12 protein-coding genes and 3 pseudogenes are annotated in these 17,590 nt (G+C 28.5%); 12 read left to right on the top strand and 3 right to left on the bottom strand.

Annotation, left to right across the window (positions count from 1 at the left end; translation table 11 throughout):
* Positions 1-168: 168 nt before the first annotated feature.
* From F0362_RS30415 to F0362_RS30400, 5 genes are all read left to right on the top strand, one after another.
* Positions 169-867, top strand: a complete 699-nt coding sequence (locus tag F0362_RS30415) for a DUF5819 family protein (protein WP_149890243.1) — start codon at positions 169-171, stop codon at positions 865-867.
* 21 nt (positions 868-888) lie between these two features.
* The gene (locus F0362_RS30410) at positions 889-1,857 is read left to right on the top strand and encodes an HTTM domain-containing protein (RefSeq protein WP_001076451.1); all 969 of its coding nucleotides are present in this window, start codon (positions 889-891) and stop codon (positions 1,855-1,857) included.
* 316 nt (positions 1,858-2,173) lie between these two features.
* Entirely contained in the window at positions 2,174-2,494 is a 321-nt protein-coding gene (locus F0362_RS30405) for a hypothetical protein (RefSeq protein WP_000726233.1), read from the top strand.
* A 144-nt stretch (positions 2,495-2,638) separates the two neighbouring features.
* Positions 2,639-2,809, top strand: coding sequence for a hypothetical protein (locus tag F0362_RS30710; RefSeq protein ID WP_001025053.1), 171 nt, complete (start codon positions 2,639-2,641; stop codon positions 2,807-2,809).
* Positions 2,810-3,536: 727 nt separating this feature from the next.
* Entirely contained in the window at positions 3,537-5,642 is a 2,106-nt protein-coding gene (locus F0362_RS30400; RefSeq protein WP_000592624.1) for a peptidase domain-containing ABC transporter, read from the top strand.
* Between the two features lie 693 nt (positions 5,643-6,335).
* Here F0362_RS30400 and F0362_RS31330 read toward each other — a convergent pair.
* The 3 genes and pseudogenes from F0362_RS31330 to F0362_RS30385 form a co-directional block, all read right to left on the bottom strand.
* Positions 6,336-6,464, bottom strand: a complete 129-nt coding sequence (locus F0362_RS31330) for a hypothetical protein (protein ID WP_000751436.1) — start codon at positions 6,462-6,464, stop codon at positions 6,336-6,338.
* Positions 6,465-6,937: 473 nt separating this feature from the next.
* Positions 6,938-7,762, bottom strand: a pseudogene (locus tag F0362_RS31205) (phage integrase N-terminal SAM-like domain-containing protein); the annotation flags it as partial.
* A gap of 10 nt (positions 7,763-7,772) precedes the next feature.
* Positions 7,773-8,378 carry a recombinase family protein gene (locus F0362_RS30385; protein WP_001097386.1) on the bottom strand — a complete coding sequence of 202 codons (606 nt, stop codon included), beginning with the start codon at positions 8,376-8,378 and terminating at the stop codon, positions 7,773-7,775.
* Positions 8,379-8,683: 305 nt separating this feature from the next.
* Between F0362_RS30385 and F0362_RS30380 the strand changes: the two are divergent.
* From F0362_RS30380 to F0362_RS30350, 7 genes and pseudogenes are all read left to right on the top strand, one after another.
* A pseudogene (locus tag F0362_RS30380) lies at positions 8,684-9,306 on the top strand (IS6 family transposase).
* A gap of 281 nt (positions 9,307-9,587) precedes the next feature.
* Positions 9,588-9,755, top strand: coding sequence for a type A2 lanthipeptide (locus tag F0362_RS30375; RefSeq protein ID WP_000447117.1), 168 nt, complete (start codon positions 9,588-9,590; stop codon positions 9,753-9,755).
* A 91-nt stretch (positions 9,756-9,846) separates the two neighbouring features.
* Positions 9,847-12,675 carry a type 2 lanthipeptide synthetase LanM gene (gene lanM / locus F0362_RS30370; protein WP_000794855.1) on the top strand — a complete coding sequence of 943 codons (2,829 nt, stop codon included), beginning with the start codon at positions 9,847-9,849 and terminating at the stop codon, positions 12,673-12,675.
* A gap of 14 nt (positions 12,676-12,689) precedes the next feature.
* Entirely contained in the window at positions 12,690-14,792 is a 2,103-nt protein-coding gene (locus F0362_RS30365; RefSeq protein ID WP_149890240.1) for a peptidase domain-containing ABC transporter, read from the top strand.
* 185 nt (positions 14,793-14,977) lie between these two features.
* Positions 14,978-15,376 (top strand): IS200/IS605-like element ISBth16 family transposase, encoded by a 399-nt coding sequence (gene tnpA / locus F0362_RS30360; RefSeq protein WP_000762752.1) that lies wholly within the window; start codon positions 14,978-14,980, stop codon positions 15,374-15,376.
* An 11-nt stretch (positions 15,377-15,387) separates the two neighbouring features.
* A pseudogene (locus F0362_RS30355) lies at positions 15,388-16,500 on the top strand (RNA-guided endonuclease TnpB family protein).
* 183 nt (positions 16,501-16,683) lie between these two features.
* Positions 16,684-17,589, top strand: coding sequence for an ABC transporter ATP-binding protein (locus F0362_RS30350; protein ID WP_000761416.1), 906 nt, complete (start codon positions 16,684-16,686; stop codon positions 17,587-17,589).
* The last annotated feature ends 1 nt before the right edge of the window (position 17,590 follow it).

Below are 17,590 nucleotides of genomic sequence, written 5' to 3'. Positions count from 1 at the left end.
TATAATAACTCCCATATATGTAAAAGAGATTATTTCTGGATTTTGAATAGAGGCATATAAGTATTACCTCCGTCTTGTTAATTTTCTATATTAACTTCCCAGTATAGAAAAGCTATTAAATATTTATCAGGTGAATTGAATTAATAACTTAATATTGGAGTGAAGATTTTGAAACATAAATGCATGTTACTTACTATAATATCGATCTTGTCATTATATTTTTGCTTCCATTATGTAATGGTAATTTTTGCAGTAGGCCCTACCAATCCAATATCCACCAATTTAAATCCGATAACTTCTAAGTATCTGGATAAGACATGGTTTGCTCAAAATTGGCATTTATTTGCTCCGGACCCACTTACTAAAAATAATTATATATATATGCAGATTAAATTTGATAATGAAGCTGAAGAGGATAAGGAATGGATTGATATTGCATCACCATTAATTGAAAATAATCATAAAAATGTTATTACACCTTATAATCGAATTGTTCGAATTGTAGATGGATTTCATACTGAAGTTGCAGGACAAATTTCAGATGATCTTATAGTAAAATATGAGGAAGCTATAGTAAAAAAAGAAGATAAAGATAAAGATAAAAATAAGAATGATGGAAAAAAAATGATTGATGAGCAGTCAAAAAGAATTAAAGAAAAAGGGGAAAAAACCATATATCGATATGCTTCATCTTATGCCAAAGCATTATATCCTAATAAGAATATCGATTCTATTAAGGTAAGGGTAACTTCGTATAATGTTATTCCGTTTTCACAAAGAGGCGTTAAAAATCCTAAACCCGAACTAATGTATGATAATGATTTAGGATGGAGAAAAATTGATAAAGATGTAATATCTTTTTACTAAATGATAATCGAGGTGTAATAAATGAATCAGAGTATTTCAACTAGAATATTAAATTGCTTTTTACAAGAGAAATATTATAAAGGTGCAAGTTTACTACGAATATCTTTTGGTATACTAACCCTTTATTTCTATTTAATACAATACAGTCAGCGTCATTTTTTGTATTCTGAGGTTGGTTATAATGCTAACTATTTTGGGGTTGCTCCCTCTCTTTATAGTTTGAATTCTTCATTATTATATTTTGATGTAATATATCTTTTGGGAATACTGTTTACTTTTATTTATACAATTGGATATAAGGGCAGATTTATTAGTATATTAAATTTTATTTTCTACTATTCATTATATGTTCGTATGGGTCCGATTAGTGATGGTGGAGATAACTTAATGTGTATTAGTTTATTCTTTCTTTTATTCGCTGATTGTACAAGATATTTCTCTATTGATGCTATTAAAGGAAAAAAAATCACTAATAGAAACAATACATTAGTAAACAATATAAGCACAATATTACATAATTTTTCAATTCTTTTTTGTATCACTCAAGTATGTGTTGTTTATGCAACATCAGGAATATATCAAGTAATGGGTAATCTTTGGAATAATGGTACAGCTTTATACTATGTATCACAGGTTAACTCAGTTTCCACTCCTTTCTTAAAAGAATGGGTAAATAATTACGTATATCTTGCTGTTATATTTACTTATCTTAGTATTTTTGTAAAGCTTGCTTTTCCATTGTTAATTATAAATAAAAGAACTAAACTCTTTGGGGTAATAGCTATTTGCTTTTTCCACGCGGGTATTGGTATAGGGATGGGTTTATATTCATTTTCTATAGTTATGATATCCATGGAATTGTTAATATTTACTGACGGAGAGTATCAAAAATATACTAAAAAGTTAAAAGATTGGTATAAACAAATTTCGATATTATGGAAGAGTAAGATATCAAGAGTTGAAAATAAAGAATTATATAAATCAAAATGATTTTTAATTATAATTAAAAATCATTTTGTAAAAAACGAAGAGAAAATTGCTTTAGTCTTAATTATTTTGTAGTTTAAATTATTTAATATAAATCAATAATTTTAGTAGACATTAGGCCTCTTGAAGAAACGGATGTAAAGCATGTCGATAATGAAGAACGTTTTGTTAAAAGAATAGATATTTTTAGTTTAATGGATAATTATTATTGAAATATCGAAAAATTTTAATAATATGCCATTATTCTATTGAAATTTATAGGTTTAAAGGTTAAAATTTACATGAAAGTAAAAAAAAGCAAAAAAGGATGGGTTTATTAATGAAAAAGAAATTTAAATTCGCAGCATTATCTTGTGCACTTGGACTAGGTCTAGTCGGAACAACATTATTTTCTTCACAAGCCTCAGCTAGTTCTTTAGATACTAAAGTTGTATCTTTAGAAAATTCTAGTCAAGAGCCAACTGTAGAATATGGTAAAACTTCAGGGCTACTTAAATTTGGACAAAAAGCTTGGGTTTATGGTACGGAAGCAGCTAAATTTTATGCAAAAGACGTTGCTCAAATGTATCTTGATAATGGTGGGCTTGCTCCAGCTAATGAATTCAAAGGAAATGCTGATATCATTTTTGATCAGAAGTAATGTAATAGAAGATGTTCTAATTAATTTAGAACATCTTTTTTATTTTATAATATTTCCTTTTTTTCAAAAAAAAGGTTGATTATATTTGCTATTTTCAATATAATGAAAAATGTCAGATATTTCTATATATTAGGAGGACTAAATATGAATATACCAAAAAATTCAAAATCATGCACTGAACAAAAATTAGAAAGTTTAAAATTACAAAAATTAACGCCAACAGAAATGGAAAATATTAATGGTGGTGATGGATTTATCAATTGGAAGCAGGCACGGAAAAATGCTATTAGATTAAGAAGAAAATTTGGTATTTAAAATAGGTATATTAAGATTAGCATGAAGTGAAATTATAGATAAATATACTTTGTGTGTAGTAGCGGCTGAAAAGGTCAAATAAAAAAGCTATTGGAGTTACTGATTCTAATAATTTAAATTTAAACAGATTTAACCGATGATTTGCACATTTAATAAAGTTATAATAGGGTTCTATTTTTTATTTACTATATTTTCTATGTAATAAATAAAAAATTATACTCTATCAGGAGTCCCATTGGATGATTATCCTCTGTATTTATTTGATAATGTTTTGTGAAGAATTAAAAAGGGAGAAGAATAATAAAAATTCTTCCTCTTTTATTTATTTTCAAAACTAACCTGAAAAATGGTGATGATAATAAAAATATTCATAGTTTTTAATTGGGATAAAATACTTTAAAATCTTAGAATCATTTCACAATATAATTTAGAGTTATTTAAAGTTAAAACTTTAAATAACTCTAAATTATAATACTGATTCTTACTCATGTTGCGGTTTTGAGGTAAAATTTAACTTTTTTGTTATGATTATATAAAAGAGGTTTCTTTAAAATAATGAAAAAGAAATCTTTATACACGCAGTAAATAATTTTACTATAGAGAATTTTAATCCGTATAAAACCTCATTATTTACAGGTTTAAGCGGTATATTATATTTTCTTCAAAGATTAGAAAATAGTAAGATGAATAGTATTTTATACTTTAATTACTAAAACAGGTGATACATATGATAAAAAAGAGGGTTAAATTTATTCCTCAAATGACATCTTATGATTGTGGCCCTAGTTGCCTTGCTATGATTTTGCATTATTATGGATTATCCATTAAGCCTTCAGACATTAGAAAAAATAAAATAGTGAATAAAAACACAGCATGGAGTTTGTTAGATATTAAAAAGGTTAGTGATTCGTATGGTTTTTCAACGAATGCTTACAGAATAGATAATATTAATGATTTACAAATGATAAATAAACCAGTAATAGCATTTTGGGGGCTAAATCATTTCGTTATAATTGAAAAAGTTAAGAAGAATAGGTTCTATATCGTTGATCCTAAGGCTGGTCCTATGATTATTGATGAAAAGAGTTTTAAAGAGATGTTTTGTAACTACATCTTACTTATTGAAAGTACAGCAGATGTAAAAGTAAGTAATAAATCGAATGAAAAATATCTTCTATTTAAATACATGCATCATTTTTTATCACTTAATCAAATTATTATGTTGGGGTTACTATCCTTATTAGCACAAATTTCTTTATTTTCTTTTCCATTCATTCTAAAAGAACTTATGGATATATTGGACACCTCAAAAGAATTGAATATAAAATACTTTTTAATTATAATAAGTGGTTTAGTAGTTGCTATAGGAATTAAATCTTTGAGTTCAATTGTTACGATTAAGTTTCAAAAAGATATTGATCGAAAGGGTACGACAAAGGTTTTTGAACATATATTTAATATTCCTATAGAGAATATTACAACACGCCATGTTGGAGATTTAAATGTAAGAATTTCGGGTTTAGAAGAAATTAGGAGTTATATTCTAGATGATCTAATTCAAATGTTAGTATCAATATTCGTTATAATACCTATGCTTGTTTATCTTTTATATAGTGAACCTTTATACACTGGAATACTTATATTCTTTATCCTCTGTTCTCTATTTATAAATATTTCTTTAGGAAAATCCCTATTTAATTCTCATTTAGTAGAAAAGTATTACTTAGGAGAACATCAAGGGAAAATAAATGAATCTTTAAAGGCAATGTATTATGTTAAGGCAACAGGGATTTTTTCAAGAATTAAAAATGTATGGCAAAAAGATTATGATAAATATTTAGATATAGTACATAAGCGAACTTTAAAACAACACGCTTTAGAGTCATTTAATGGTTCCCTATCCACAATATTCATTATCATACTGCTTGCTATAGGTTTCTATGATTATAGTAGAGGACAAGGGGATTTAACCAAAATATTCTTTTTTATTGCTATTTCAAGTATTATATTCTCACCCGTTACAACCATTATCGGATCAGTTTTGAATTGGAATGCAATTAAACCTCTATTATTAAGAATTTTAGATGTATTAGATGAAGATTCAGAAAATGATGGGTTAAACACCGAGAAAAAATCCATAACAGGTGCAATTCAATTTAATAATATCTCTTTTAGCTTTAATAATAAACTTATTTTAAGCGATTTAAATTTAGATATTAATAAGCATGAAAGTATTGCAATCACTGGAAAAAGTGGTAGTGGTAAATCTACTTTAGCTAATTTGCTATTAAAAATACATACTCCAGATAAAGGGGATATTTTAATAGATGGACAAGATATTAAAGAATGGAAAAATGACGAATTAAGAAAAAATATCGGATTAATGACTCAAGATGGCGTTCTCTTTCGAGGGAGTCTTTCGGAAAATTTAGCTTATTTTGACATTGGATATGATCCTTTGAAAATACAAGATTCTATTCAAAAATTAAATCTGAATAATTATCTTCAATTTCAAAGTATAAACGATATTGCTATATCCGAAGGAGGAACAAATTTATCGGGTGGACAAAGACAAAGATTAGCTATGTTACGTTTATTCATGAAAGAATACCCTATTTTAATTTTAGATGAACCTACTAATCATTTAGATAGGCAAACAGCAGATACTATAATTGAGAATTTATTTCATATTCCTTCAACTAAAATTATTATTACTCATGATGAGAAAATTTTGGAACGTGTAGACAAGGTTTATGAACTTACTGAAAGACATTTGGAGCAAAGAGATACAGATTCAAAATATAAACATGATATGACTAAATCATATATTTAGCAAAAACATAATAAGTTTTGATTATTTTTACATAATTTCAAAAAAATGATATTTGTATTAATTTAATCGTGGTATACTAATTTTATAAGAAGGAGGGATACCATGCCATATCCAGGAGTAATTAAAGCAGTTTGGAAGTATATATTTAATAGATAGAATTTGATTTTAAAATAACCCAAAAAAGGGCTATTTTAAATTTGTTTTTTTACAAATCTACCCATCTCTTAAGGGAGGGGATTTCCCGCCCAGAGAATCTGTTGTGGATTTGAAATAAAGTTTGATCAAAAACATCATACAAACTACATTCTATGGTAAATAAAAAGAATCCATTTTGAAAAAAGATTGAACAAAATGGATTCTTTCTTTGTGATTGGGTGTTTAGTTTTTATAAACAGTCCCACTTTATTTTAAACCAATAGCATATTAAACAATTCCCTCAGGAATGATATATTCATCACAAAAGTAATTATGATATTGAGCTATCCATTCATATTTAGAGTAGAGCTTACTATCATTCTGGTGCAAAATATTTGAAGTATATGAAAATGGTCTATCAAATTTTATTCCAAACCAACACCAGCAGCATAGCGTTATATTGTTGGTTTTTTATTTATGTATTTAGTGTAGACCTAGATTTTAAGTCGCGATGATTCTATGAAAATTGTGATATTTTGTCGCTTTCATTATGATGATTTAAATATATTTCACATTGATAATAAAGACACCTAAATCATAACCTGTTTTTAATATAGTTATAGCTGAAATTATAGTTAACGGATATTTAATAAATGGATTATTTAGGAATTCTTTTGTTTTTTTCATGTTGTAATCCTCCAGTAATTGATAATCTTAGTTTAAATATTATCATGAATATGCATATAATGATTGATAATTATTATATTTAACTTTGATCAAATATAATGTGAAAAAAGGTAATTTAAATAAGGTTGGTATAGCGCTATGTTAATTTTGGCTTGATTCTATTTTTATCATTTGAACTTGAAAGATATCGCAGTCCTTTATTCCCAGGACACGCATTTCTTCTTTAAATGAATGCTAGGATTCGGTTTTAATAGAATTAGTAGTTTTATCTAGTAGCGTATACTCATGTACGTAATATGATTTTTCATTTTATTCATTGTATTTTCTCCAATCCTCCTTAAAATAATTGAAAAACTGTAGTTATATAAAAATTACATATTAAATGATGGTTTTTAATCTGTTTTTGGTTGGTGTTTCCTATAATAATAAATCGTAATATCTTTTTAAAAATATTACGATTTAAAGCTGATTTACTGCATGATTTGTTCAGAAGTGTTTTTCTGTTGGATCATTCTAAATATAAAGTTGTTTCTGAAATGTTGGGCAGAAATTCCCTTTCGAAGATTGGCACATTTTACTTCTAAACGGATCATTTTTTGTACAGAGATTTCAGTTAAATATTTTGGTGCATCATCGTCATAGCTCCAATGGTATGTTCTACGAGTAAAGTCAAAAGCAACAAATAATGGATTGCTGCTGTGATAATTAGGACGAACAGGATCAGGGATGGTTTTATAATAATCATATAAATGTAATTTGTCTTCTTCTTTCAAATGGATGATACGATTTATTTTTGAGTCTTCCGAAAACAATACGTAGTCTAGGAGTAATATAATGATAGAAACATTTCGTTTTAAGAGCATGGGGCGTATGGATTGTTATTTTTCTGTCAGTCCCTCAAATGAAGCAACTATTTGTTTTAGACGTTTCTCTTCTTGGGAAAAAATGAAATCTTCTCTACGCAATGCTCGATTAGGTGGATCTATGTGTATAACGCCTTCAATCGGACTTGGTAAATCTGAGTATTCGTATAATCTGTTTAAAACAATATATATACGGTGTACAGTTTTTTCGAAGTATTGATGTTCGGCTTTTAAATAGTCAAAAAATACTTCGAAATCTTTTTTCTGTAGTGATTCCCATACATTATCGTTAGTGAACCTTTTTGATTGGTGCAGCCATTGAATGAAACTTTGCACATCGTAGATATATCGTTTGATCGTAGAAGGCTTTCTTCCTTTGTTTGATAAATAAGAAGAGAAGCCTTGTATTGTATTTTGGGTCTCTTTTGTAGTCATACTATATTTGTCACTCCTTATCCTCATACCTTTTGACTACTCTATAAAATGTAGGACTTGTCATATTACACTTTTTCATTGCGTATAGCGCTGTGACCTTTCCATCTTTCCAATCGTTATATGCATCGATAAATTCCTGTGTTATTTCAGTTTTGGGTCTACCCAAATGCTTTCCTTTTTTCTTTGCAGCTTCAATACCCTCACGTTGACGAGTCTTTATTTTTGTTCGTTCTTCTTCAGCAAGCCAGGACAAGATTTGAAGTACCAAATCAGTAATAAGATTTCCTAAACTATCTTTATATTGAGTTGTATCTAGAAGTGGCATGTCTAATACGACAATATGAGCTTGTATATTTTGGGTAATATCTTTCCATTCCTGAAGGATAGCTTCTTTATTTCTTCCGAAACGATCTAGGGAGTGAATATATAAAATATCATCTTTTCTTAACATGCGTTTTACAAGTTGGTATTGTTCACGGTTAAAGTCTCTTCCGCTTTGTTTATCGACAAAAATATCTCGTTCGTCCGTGATGAGTTGTTTCATTGCGTCGAGCTGTCGATCTTCATTTTGTTCTTTGCTACTAACCCTTATATATCCGAATTTTCTTGTATTCAAAATAAATAGACATCCCTTCAAAAAATATTCCTGATAAAATTATAACAAAAATACTTCAAAAGGTATAATATATTATTTAGTACTTCAAAAATGTATTTTTTAACGTTTTGAAGCACTGAATTTAATAGAGTTTACTATGCATCAAAAGGTGTACCTTTTGAGACTACCAAAATATGTTTTGATTTTAAAATGAGATTCATGACATATTTAAAGCTGTTCTGGTGCAAAAACTTTGAAATATATGAAAATAGTCTATCAAACTTGGATATACTGATACTATTACTCTAAAAAGGTGTGTGATTGGTATGGAAAAGAAAAATTGGTTCAAATGGAAGCACTATCAGCCTGATATTATCTTATTAACGGTAAGATGGTACCTACGGTACAACCTAAGTTTTCGTGATTTGGTGGAAATGATGGAGGAACGTGGTTTATCCATTTCTCATACAACGATTATGCGTTGGATTCATCAGTATGGTCCTAAACCTCAAACAAATAAATGACTCTTGGAGAGTCGATGAAACATATATCAAAGTAACAGGTCAATGGATGTACCTGTATCGTGCTGTTGATTCGAACGGAAACACAATCGATTTTTGCCTAAGTAAAACAAGAGATCATAAGGCTGCAAAGCGCTTTTTCAAGAAAGCTTTGCGGTCTTTTCATGTTTCAAAGCTACGTATGATAACAGTCGATAAGAACTCAGCTTATCCTATAGTACTTGAATAACATAGTAAAACAAGATCATCGCTTTATAAAGAAGCGAATCTGTCCTACGCTAGGTCTTAAAACTTTTGACACAGCTACATCCATTCTTTCTGGAGTAGAAGCCATGCATATGATTAAAAAAGAACAGATTGCTTTACGGAACCAGTCTGTCCAAAATCAAAAAGAATTCATCCATCAATTGTTTGGGCTTGCAAAATAAGATACGATTCCGTTAGGAATTATATGTGCTTTATTCTCTTTTGTTCTATTTTTGCACCAGAACCGAAAATAGCACCTAAATTTTAGGTGGTTAAATAATATATAGTTCTTTATTTAGTATATTTATATAGTGAGTTATCTAATTATTTTATTATTTTGGATTTTTTTCTAAAAACACCTTTTTTTTTTGAATATTTAATGATATATTATTTCTAGACAATGTTGTGGTAAAATATTGAATTTATAACATCATTTTCAAAAAATAAAAAGGTAGGGATTGAAATGGAAACTGAAAAATATTTACAAGTTGTAGAAGATGAAGAGCTTGAACAATTAGTTGGTGGTGCAGGACCTGGTTGGGTTGAAACTTTAACTAAAGATTGTCCTTGGAAGCAACCTGCAGCATGTGTCATAATTATGGGACAAAAAATTTGTAAAAAATGCTACTAATAGTTAAAGAGAGTAAGGCGAAAGGCCTTACTCTCTTTAATGATAACGAATTTCTAACTATTTCTCCTACCTATAAAAAGAAGAGGTTATTATGAAAAATAATTCATATGGAATTTTGAATACAATAGATAATGGGTCACATTCTTTGGTAACAAAAGAATACCTAGAAAAAAATTTTGTTATCTTTTTAGAGGATTTTTCATGTAATGATGTTATTAAGAATGATGAAAGCTATAACTTTCAAAATATAATACAAACATATTTAGTATTCTTTGAAAATATGATAATAAATAAAATTGATTTTTTTGGTAATTTCGAGACGGTTTCCAAATCGATAATGTTTGATTTAGAAAAAAGACTATATCAAGTATTAAGGCCATCCTTAATTGTATACATAAATAAACTTAGAGTAGAAAAAGCTTTAATAGGAATTGATACCAATGAAGAATACAAGTATTTTACAAATAATTTCTTTCATTTTAAAAAATTTCATATGAATTTTTTTAGAATGTTACCTTTATTAAGTGAAAAGATTTTTACAATAATTGAAAATGAAATAAATTATATAATATGGTTACAAGGAGCTCTTGAAAAAGATCAAAAAGAAATTCATAAAATGTCGGGTTTTAATATTATGCATGTAGAAAAAGTTATTAACCTAGGTGATTATCATAATAATGGAAGGAGAACAATACTTTTAGAAGATAAATTTAATAATAAGGTAATTTTAAAACCAGTTGATTTGACAAATTCTATTCTATATCATAGTTTAATTAATCAACTGAATAAGGATTTAAATACAGATATCTTTATTCCACAAGTAGTTAATAAAAATAATTATGGATATATGGAATATATTAATCATGAATCATGTGAATCTAATGAGCAAATTAAAGGTTATTATTATAATTTAGGTGTAGTGCTTTCTGTAATATATTTGATTAATGGAAGTGACATACATAATGAAAATATCATCGCTAAACAAACCTCGCCAGTCATAATTGATTTTGAGACATTAGGAAGTACATTAAATCCAAGTATCACTGAAAAAACTAGTAGTTTTAAATTATCTAATTCAGTATTAAATTCTAGAATGTTACCCATAAGATTTAGTGAAGGTAGAGAGGTAATAAGAGATTACAGTGCAATTGGGAGAGTAATGAAAACTTTAGTAAAAAAAATTAAAATAAAAAATGAATTTACATCGAACCCAATTGAAATTAGAGAAGAGACAATAGTAGAAGATACAGTTCAGAATTTACCGTTTTTTTACGATGATATATATGAGTATGATAATTATATAAAAGATATTATTAAAGGTTTTGAGGATGCGTATAACGGAGCCTTAAAAAATAAAGAAGAATACATGCATATATTGAAAAGTAGTGTTTCTAAATGGAATTATCGAAAAGTATATCGAAATACAAAAATCTATACTCTTTTATTAGATAGACTAAATGTTCCGGATTTATTAGAGAATAAATTAAAGACTATAAAATATTTGCGAAATATTCTTGAAAAAAACACCTACTTGGCTACTAGGAAAGATATTATTCAAAAAGAGATAGAGGCACTATTATCCTATGATGTTCCATATTTCTCTAATAAGTATGAATGGGAGTCTTGCGAGACTTTTTCAAATAATGAAATAGATCTAGAAATGAAATTCGAAAAAATTTCATATGCTGACTTTTTATTACAAAGAAAAATTATAGAAATGTCCCTTTCTAATCAAAATGATAATCTAGATCAGCTGAATACAGTAAAGGAAACAATTAATTTTCAAACTAATTTATCTACAAATAAAATAAAGGAAGCACTTACAGGGAAAATCCTTGATGGTAGTTATATATCAAAAGATGGAGATGTAGATTTTATTGGATTAAAAACAAATTGGCAAGGTGAGCTTGAGATAAACCATTTGAATAATGGAATATATGATGGATTATTGGGAATAAGTTCATTATTGAGAAATAATGCTGATCCTAATCACATTGAAATTATAAATAAACTCGAACAAAAAGCCTTGCAAGAAATACTAAACAAAAATAAAAATAATTATGGTTTTGTAAATGGTTCTAATGCCATTATTTCTTACTATTTAACGAATTTACCATATATAACCCCTCTTAATGAAAAGGTGATATTACAAATATTTATGGATATCAACTCGGATATCGAAAAAGACGAATATAAAGATAATACTTTTGATATATTAGGGGGTTCAGCTGGTCTAATTTTAACTGCAGTTAAGTTCTATCAAATTAACCCTAAGTATAAAATTTTGCTTAAAGTGGCTGAAAATCTCGGCGACTACATTGTAAATAATATGCAAACACATAATGAATTTGTATATTGGAAAGCTCACGATACTCTAAATTTAGAAGATTCATTAAAGGGGTTTGTTCATGGATTATCAGGACAACTTCTCGCATTTTATAAGTTAAAAGACATATTAAAAACCAATAAGTACGATAGGGTAATACATTGTATACATAAAAGTGAGAAAATGAGTATGAATGAATATAATTATACAGATAGTTGGTGTAAAGGGTTTAGTGGAATGGGAATATCAAGAATTAAAATTTTAGAATTATATCAAAATGAAGATATACAATCAGATTTAATCTTTTTTAAAAATCAAATCTTAAGTACATTATATGAAAATAGTGATTATTGTTTATGTCATGGTTTAATGGGGAAACTAGACTTTTTATTGGAGTTAGAAAATAGAGGAATGCTAGAGCGAAATGAAAAACAAATTGTTATGAAAGTAACAAATAACTTTTTGAATAATTTTGCTATAGAAGATTTTAATCCTCATAAAATCGCATTATTTACAGGTTTAGGAAGTATTTTGTATTTTTTACAAAGGTTAGAGAATGATAAACTAAATAGCATTTTATACTTTAATGCCTAGAATAGGTGATAAATATGTTAAGAAAGAAAATTAAGTTTATACCGCAAATGACATCTTTTGATTGTGGACCTAGTTGTCTTGCAATGATTATGCATTATTATGGTTTAGCAGTACAGGCTTCAGAAATTAGAAATAGTAAAATTATTAATAAAAAATCAGCATGGAGTTTGTTAGATATTAAAAAAGTTAGTGAATCGTATGAACTCTCTGCAACTGCATATAGGATAGAAAATATAAGTGATTTGCAAAGGATACAAAAGCCAATGATAGCATTTTGGGGGTTTAATCACTTTGTAATTATTGAAAGGGTTAAAGAGAATAAATTTTATATTGTAGATCCTAAGGCGGGGCCAATGGTAATCGATATAAGAAGTTTTGAAGAGATGTTCTGTAACTATATCTTAGTAATGGAAAAGAAAGAGAACATACAGCCAAATGTTAAAAGAAATGAAAAACATATACTACTTAGATATATTGATCATTTTGTATCTCCTAGTCAGATTATTTTACTAGCACTATTAGCATTGTTAGCACAAATCTCATTTTTTGCTTTCCCCTTTATTTTTAAAAATTTTATGGATATTTTGAATGCTTCAAAGCAAGTGGATGTAAGATATCTTTTAATTATATTGGGTAGTTTAATAGTAGTTATAGGGATAAAATCTATAACTACTATTATAAAAGTAAAATTTCAAAAAGAAATTGATAGAAAAAGTACAACAAAAGTCTTTGAACATATGTTTAATATCCCCATAGAAAAGATTACTACACGTCATGTAGGGGATTTAAATGTAAGAATTATGAGTCTAGAGTCAATACGAGGATATATTTTAGATGATCTAATTGAAATGATTATATCAATAGTAGTTATCATTCCATTATTGATGTATCTATTATATACGGAGACTTTTTATACTTTAATATTGATATTTTTTATTGCTAGTTCCCTATTTATCAATATTTTCTTAGGGAAATTTATATATAATGCTAATTTAGTAGAAAATTATTACCTAGGAGAACATAGAGGGAAAATTAATGAATCATTAAAAGCAATGTATTATGTAAAGGCCACAGGGATTTTTTCTAGAATTAAATCTGTATGGCAAAAAGATTATAATAAATATCTAGATACGGTACATAAACGAGCGCTAAAACAAAATGCTTTAGAATCATTTAATGGTTCCCTATCGACAATTTTTATTATCATAATGCTTGCTGTAGGATTTTATAATTTTAGTAAAGGAGAAGGGAATCTAAGCAATATTTTTTTCTTCATTGCTATAGCTAGTATTATATTTTCTCCGGTTTCAACAATTATAGGATCAATCTTAAATTGGAATTCAATTAAACCACTTTTATTAAGAACCTTAGACATCTTGGATGAGGACTTAGAAAAAGATGAATCGGATACTAAAGTAAACATTCTTAGAGGCTCAATTCAATTCAATAATATCTCTTTTAGTTTTGATGACAAAAAAATTATAGAAAACTTAAGTTTGAACATTAAAAATAACGAAAGTATTGCTATTGTTGGAGAAAGTGGCAGCGGTAAATCCACTTTGGCTAACTTATTATTAAAAATGCATACTCCCGATAAGGGTAATATATTTATAGACGATAGAGATATTAAATATTGGAACAGTGAGGAATTAAGAAAAAAGATAGGACTAATGACTCAGGATGGAGTTCTATTTAGAGGAAATCTATCTGAGAATTTATCTTACTTTGATATAAATTACGACCCTTCAAAAATTCAGGATTCTATAGATAAACTAAATCTAAGTAATTATATTCAATTTCAAAGTATAAATGATATTTTTATATCTGAGGGAGGAACAAATTTATCCGGTGGCCAAAGACAAAGGTTAGCTATGTTACGCCTGTTCATGAAAGAATATCCGATTCTTATTTTAGATGAACCAACTAACCATTTGGATAGAGAAACGGCAAATACTGTTATTGAAAATATATTTGCCATACCATCCACTAAGATTATTATCACTCATGACGAAAATATTTTAGAGCGTGTAGATAGAGTTTATGAACTTACTGATAAAAAATTAGAACAACGAGAAATATCTTCTAAATCCAGATTGCAAACATTAGGTAAAGGATAAATAGATATTTAATAAATCAAGAATTTAACGAATTTCCCGAAAGAATTCTCCTTCCTCAAGCGTGTGAAGGGCGTAGCCTAACGGTAGGTGGGAGATGAATTTCGGTTTGGCGTAGCCAAAAGGTTTTCCTTTTTATTTTGCCTCTGATATAATCAGTCTTATAAATTATAAAGGCTGGTATATAAATGAAATTAGATAGTAATAACCATTCAGTATTCTTGTTGTATTATCACCTTGTGTTGGTCGTGAAATACAGAAGAAATGTGTTTGATGATGATATGTCAGACTATGCAAAAGATATGTTTGTTCGACTATCTGAAAACTATAACATCACATTAGTTGAATGGAATCATGATGTAGACCATGTTCATATTTTGTTCAAGGCACACCCTAATACAGAAATGACAAAATTCATCAATGCTTATAAAAGTGCAAGTTCTCGACTTATTAAAAGAGACTTTCCACAAGTGAAAAAGAAACTTTGGAAAGAGATGTTTTGGTCAAGAAGTTTTTGCTTGCTAACTACTGGTGGTTCGCCAATAGACGTAGTAAAAACATATATTGAAAATCAAAGTGAAAAGTGAGGTGAAATGATATGACAAAGCAGAATAAAGCATATAAATTCCGTTTGTATCCAACAGAAGACCAAGCACATCTTATGCGTAAAACCTTCGGTTGTGTACGTTTCGTGTATAACAGAATGTTAGCTGAACGGAAAGAAGCGTATGAAAAACATAAAGATGATAAGGATCAACTAAAGAAACAAAAGCTTCCCACTCCTGCAAAATACAAAGCAGAATTTGAGTGGTTAAAAGAAGTTGATTCATTAGCTTTGGCAAATGCTCAACTAAACTTGCAAACTGCCTATAAAAATTTCTTTAGTGGTCAAAATGACTTCCCAACATTCAAAAGCAAAAAAGACAGAAAGTCTTATACAACGAATGTAGTGAACGGAAATATTATATTGCTTAACGGTCATATCAAATTGCCAAAACTGAAAATGGTACGTATCAAACAGCATAGAGAAATACCACAAGACCATATAATCAAGTCATGTACGATTTCTATGACACCTACTGGTAAATACTATGTGTCCATTTTGACTGAATACGAAAAAGAGATCGTACAAAAAGAAGTAGAAACAGTTGTTGGATTAGACTTTGCGATGGATCAATTATACGTCAGTTCTGAGGATGAGAGAGCCAATTATCCTAAGTTCTATCGTGAAATGTTAGACCGATTAGCAAATGCTCAACGAGTATTATCAAGACGTACAAAAGGTTCAGGGCGTTGGAATAAACAACGTATCCGTGTAGCTAAGCTGCATGAAAAAGTAGCGAACCAACGTAAGAACTTCCTTCATCATAAGTCTAAAGAGTTAGCTACTCATTTTGATGTTGTAGCTATTGAAGATCTAAATATGAAAGGAATGTCACAAGCACTTCATTTTGGGAAAAGTGTCGCTGATAATGGTTGGGGTATGTTCACTTCTTTCTTAGCTTATAAACTAAATGAACAAGGAAAACAGCTTGTGAAAATAGACAAATGGTTTCCTTCCACAAAAGCATGTAGCAGTTGTGGAAATGTGAAAAATATGTCATTGTCTGAGTGAGTCTATTCTTGTATATGCGGTGTAAATCTCCATAGAGATTATAACGCAGCTATCAATATCAAAAATGAAGCAATACGCCTATTAGCGTTAGCATAGATAGCAATAAAATAACCCTTGGAACAAGGGAGTTAGCTCGGCTGTCTTAGGACGAATTCGTTAGCTACCAAAAGTAACGACTAACCGAGAAGCCCCCACTTCAAACAGTCCGTTAGGACGTTAAGTGGCGGGTAGTTCACTAGGTACTTAATTTTATTTGGGAATGAGAAAGTGAGGAACAAAATGAAATTAGCAATTCAAGCTAAAAATTTAACAAAGTCTTTTGAAAATCAATCCATTGTAAGGGATTTAAACTTATCTGTTCCTGAAGGAAGTTTATATGCTTTTATTGGACCAAATGGTGCAGGAAAAACAACAACTATGCGAATGTTATTAGGATTAATTCCATTAGATAAAGGAACGATATTATTTAATAATAAAGATATTAAAGAATGGAAAGAAGAATTATTTGAAAATGTGGGTTGTTTTATTGATTCACCTACCTATTACCCTAATTTAACAGCATATGAAAATTTAGCCTATGTACAAAAAATGATCAATAAACCTTTAGATGAAATAGATAGAGTATTAAAAACTACAGGAATATATAAAGCAAAAGATAAAAAAGTTAAAGATTTTTCTTTGGGAATGAAACAAAGGCTAGGTATTTCCTTTGCTATTCTTAATAATCCTAAAATACTAATTCTTGACGAGCCGACAAATGGATTAGACCCAGAGGGAGTACACGAGATAAGGCGTTTATTACTTCATTTAGTAAAAAATGAGGGGAAGACTATATTTATTTCTAGTCATAATTTAGCTGAAATTGAAATGATAGCAGATCACATAGCGTTACTACATAAGGGTAGCTTACTCTATGAAGGGAATTTAAACAGTATTATTACTTCTGGAGAATATATTGTTCATGTTAATGATACTGCTGCCACAGAGAGGATTTTAAATACAGAGGGTATACCTTATAGTATAGAAAAAGAAGGGGTATTCAAAATAATAGTAGATCAAGATAGTGTTCCTAATTTAACCAGAATAATAATTAAAAATGATATAGATATTTTTGAAGTTAGCCCTAAAAAGCCAACATTAGAGGAAGTATTTTTATCTTTAACTAAACAAAAGGAGTTACTATAAT

Source organism: Bacillus sp. BS98, from assembly GCF_008432245.1.
Lineage (GTDB): Bacteria > Bacillota > Bacilli > Bacillales > Bacillaceae_G > Bacillus_A > Bacillus_A toyonensis.
Note: the sequence above shows the minus strand (reverse complement) of the source record. Positions and strands in the feature narration are given on the sequence as shown.

Coding starts and splice junctions, on each gene's coding strand:
- F0362_RS30410 (WP_001076451.1), top strand. CDS start 889: ATGAATCAGAGTATTTCAACTAGAATATTAAATTGCTTTTTACAAGAG.
- F0362_RS30405 (WP_000726233.1), top strand. CDS start 2,174: ATGAAAAAGAAATTTAAATTCGCAGCATTATCTTGTGCACTTGGACTA.
- F0362_RS30710 (WP_001025053.1), top strand. CDS start 2,639: ATGAATATACCAAAAAATTCAAAATCATGCACTGAACAAAAATTAGAA.
- F0362_RS30400 (WP_000592624.1), top strand. CDS start 3,537: ATGATAAAAAAGAGGGTTAAATTTATTCCTCAAATGACATCTTATGAT.
- F0362_RS31330 (WP_000751436.1), bottom strand. CDS start 6,464: ATGAAAAAAACAAAAGAATTCCTAAATAATCCATTTATTAAATATCCG.
- F0362_RS30375 (WP_000447117.1), top strand. CDS start 9,588: ATGGAAACTGAAAAATATTTACAAGTTGTAGAAGATGAAGAGCTTGAA.
- lanM (WP_000794855.1), top strand. CDS start 9,847: ATGAAAAATAATTCATATGGAATTTTGAATACAATAGATAATGGGTCA.
- F0362_RS30365 (WP_149890240.1), top strand. CDS start 12,690: ATGTTAAGAAAGAAAATTAAGTTTATACCGCAAATGACATCTTTTGAT.
- tnpA (WP_000762752.1), top strand. CDS start 14,978: ATGAAATTAGATAGTAATAACCATTCAGTATTCTTGTTGTATTATCAC.
- F0362_RS30350 (WP_000761416.1), top strand. CDS start 16,684: ATGAAATTAGCAATTCAAGCTAAAAATTTAACAAAGTCTTTTGAAAAT.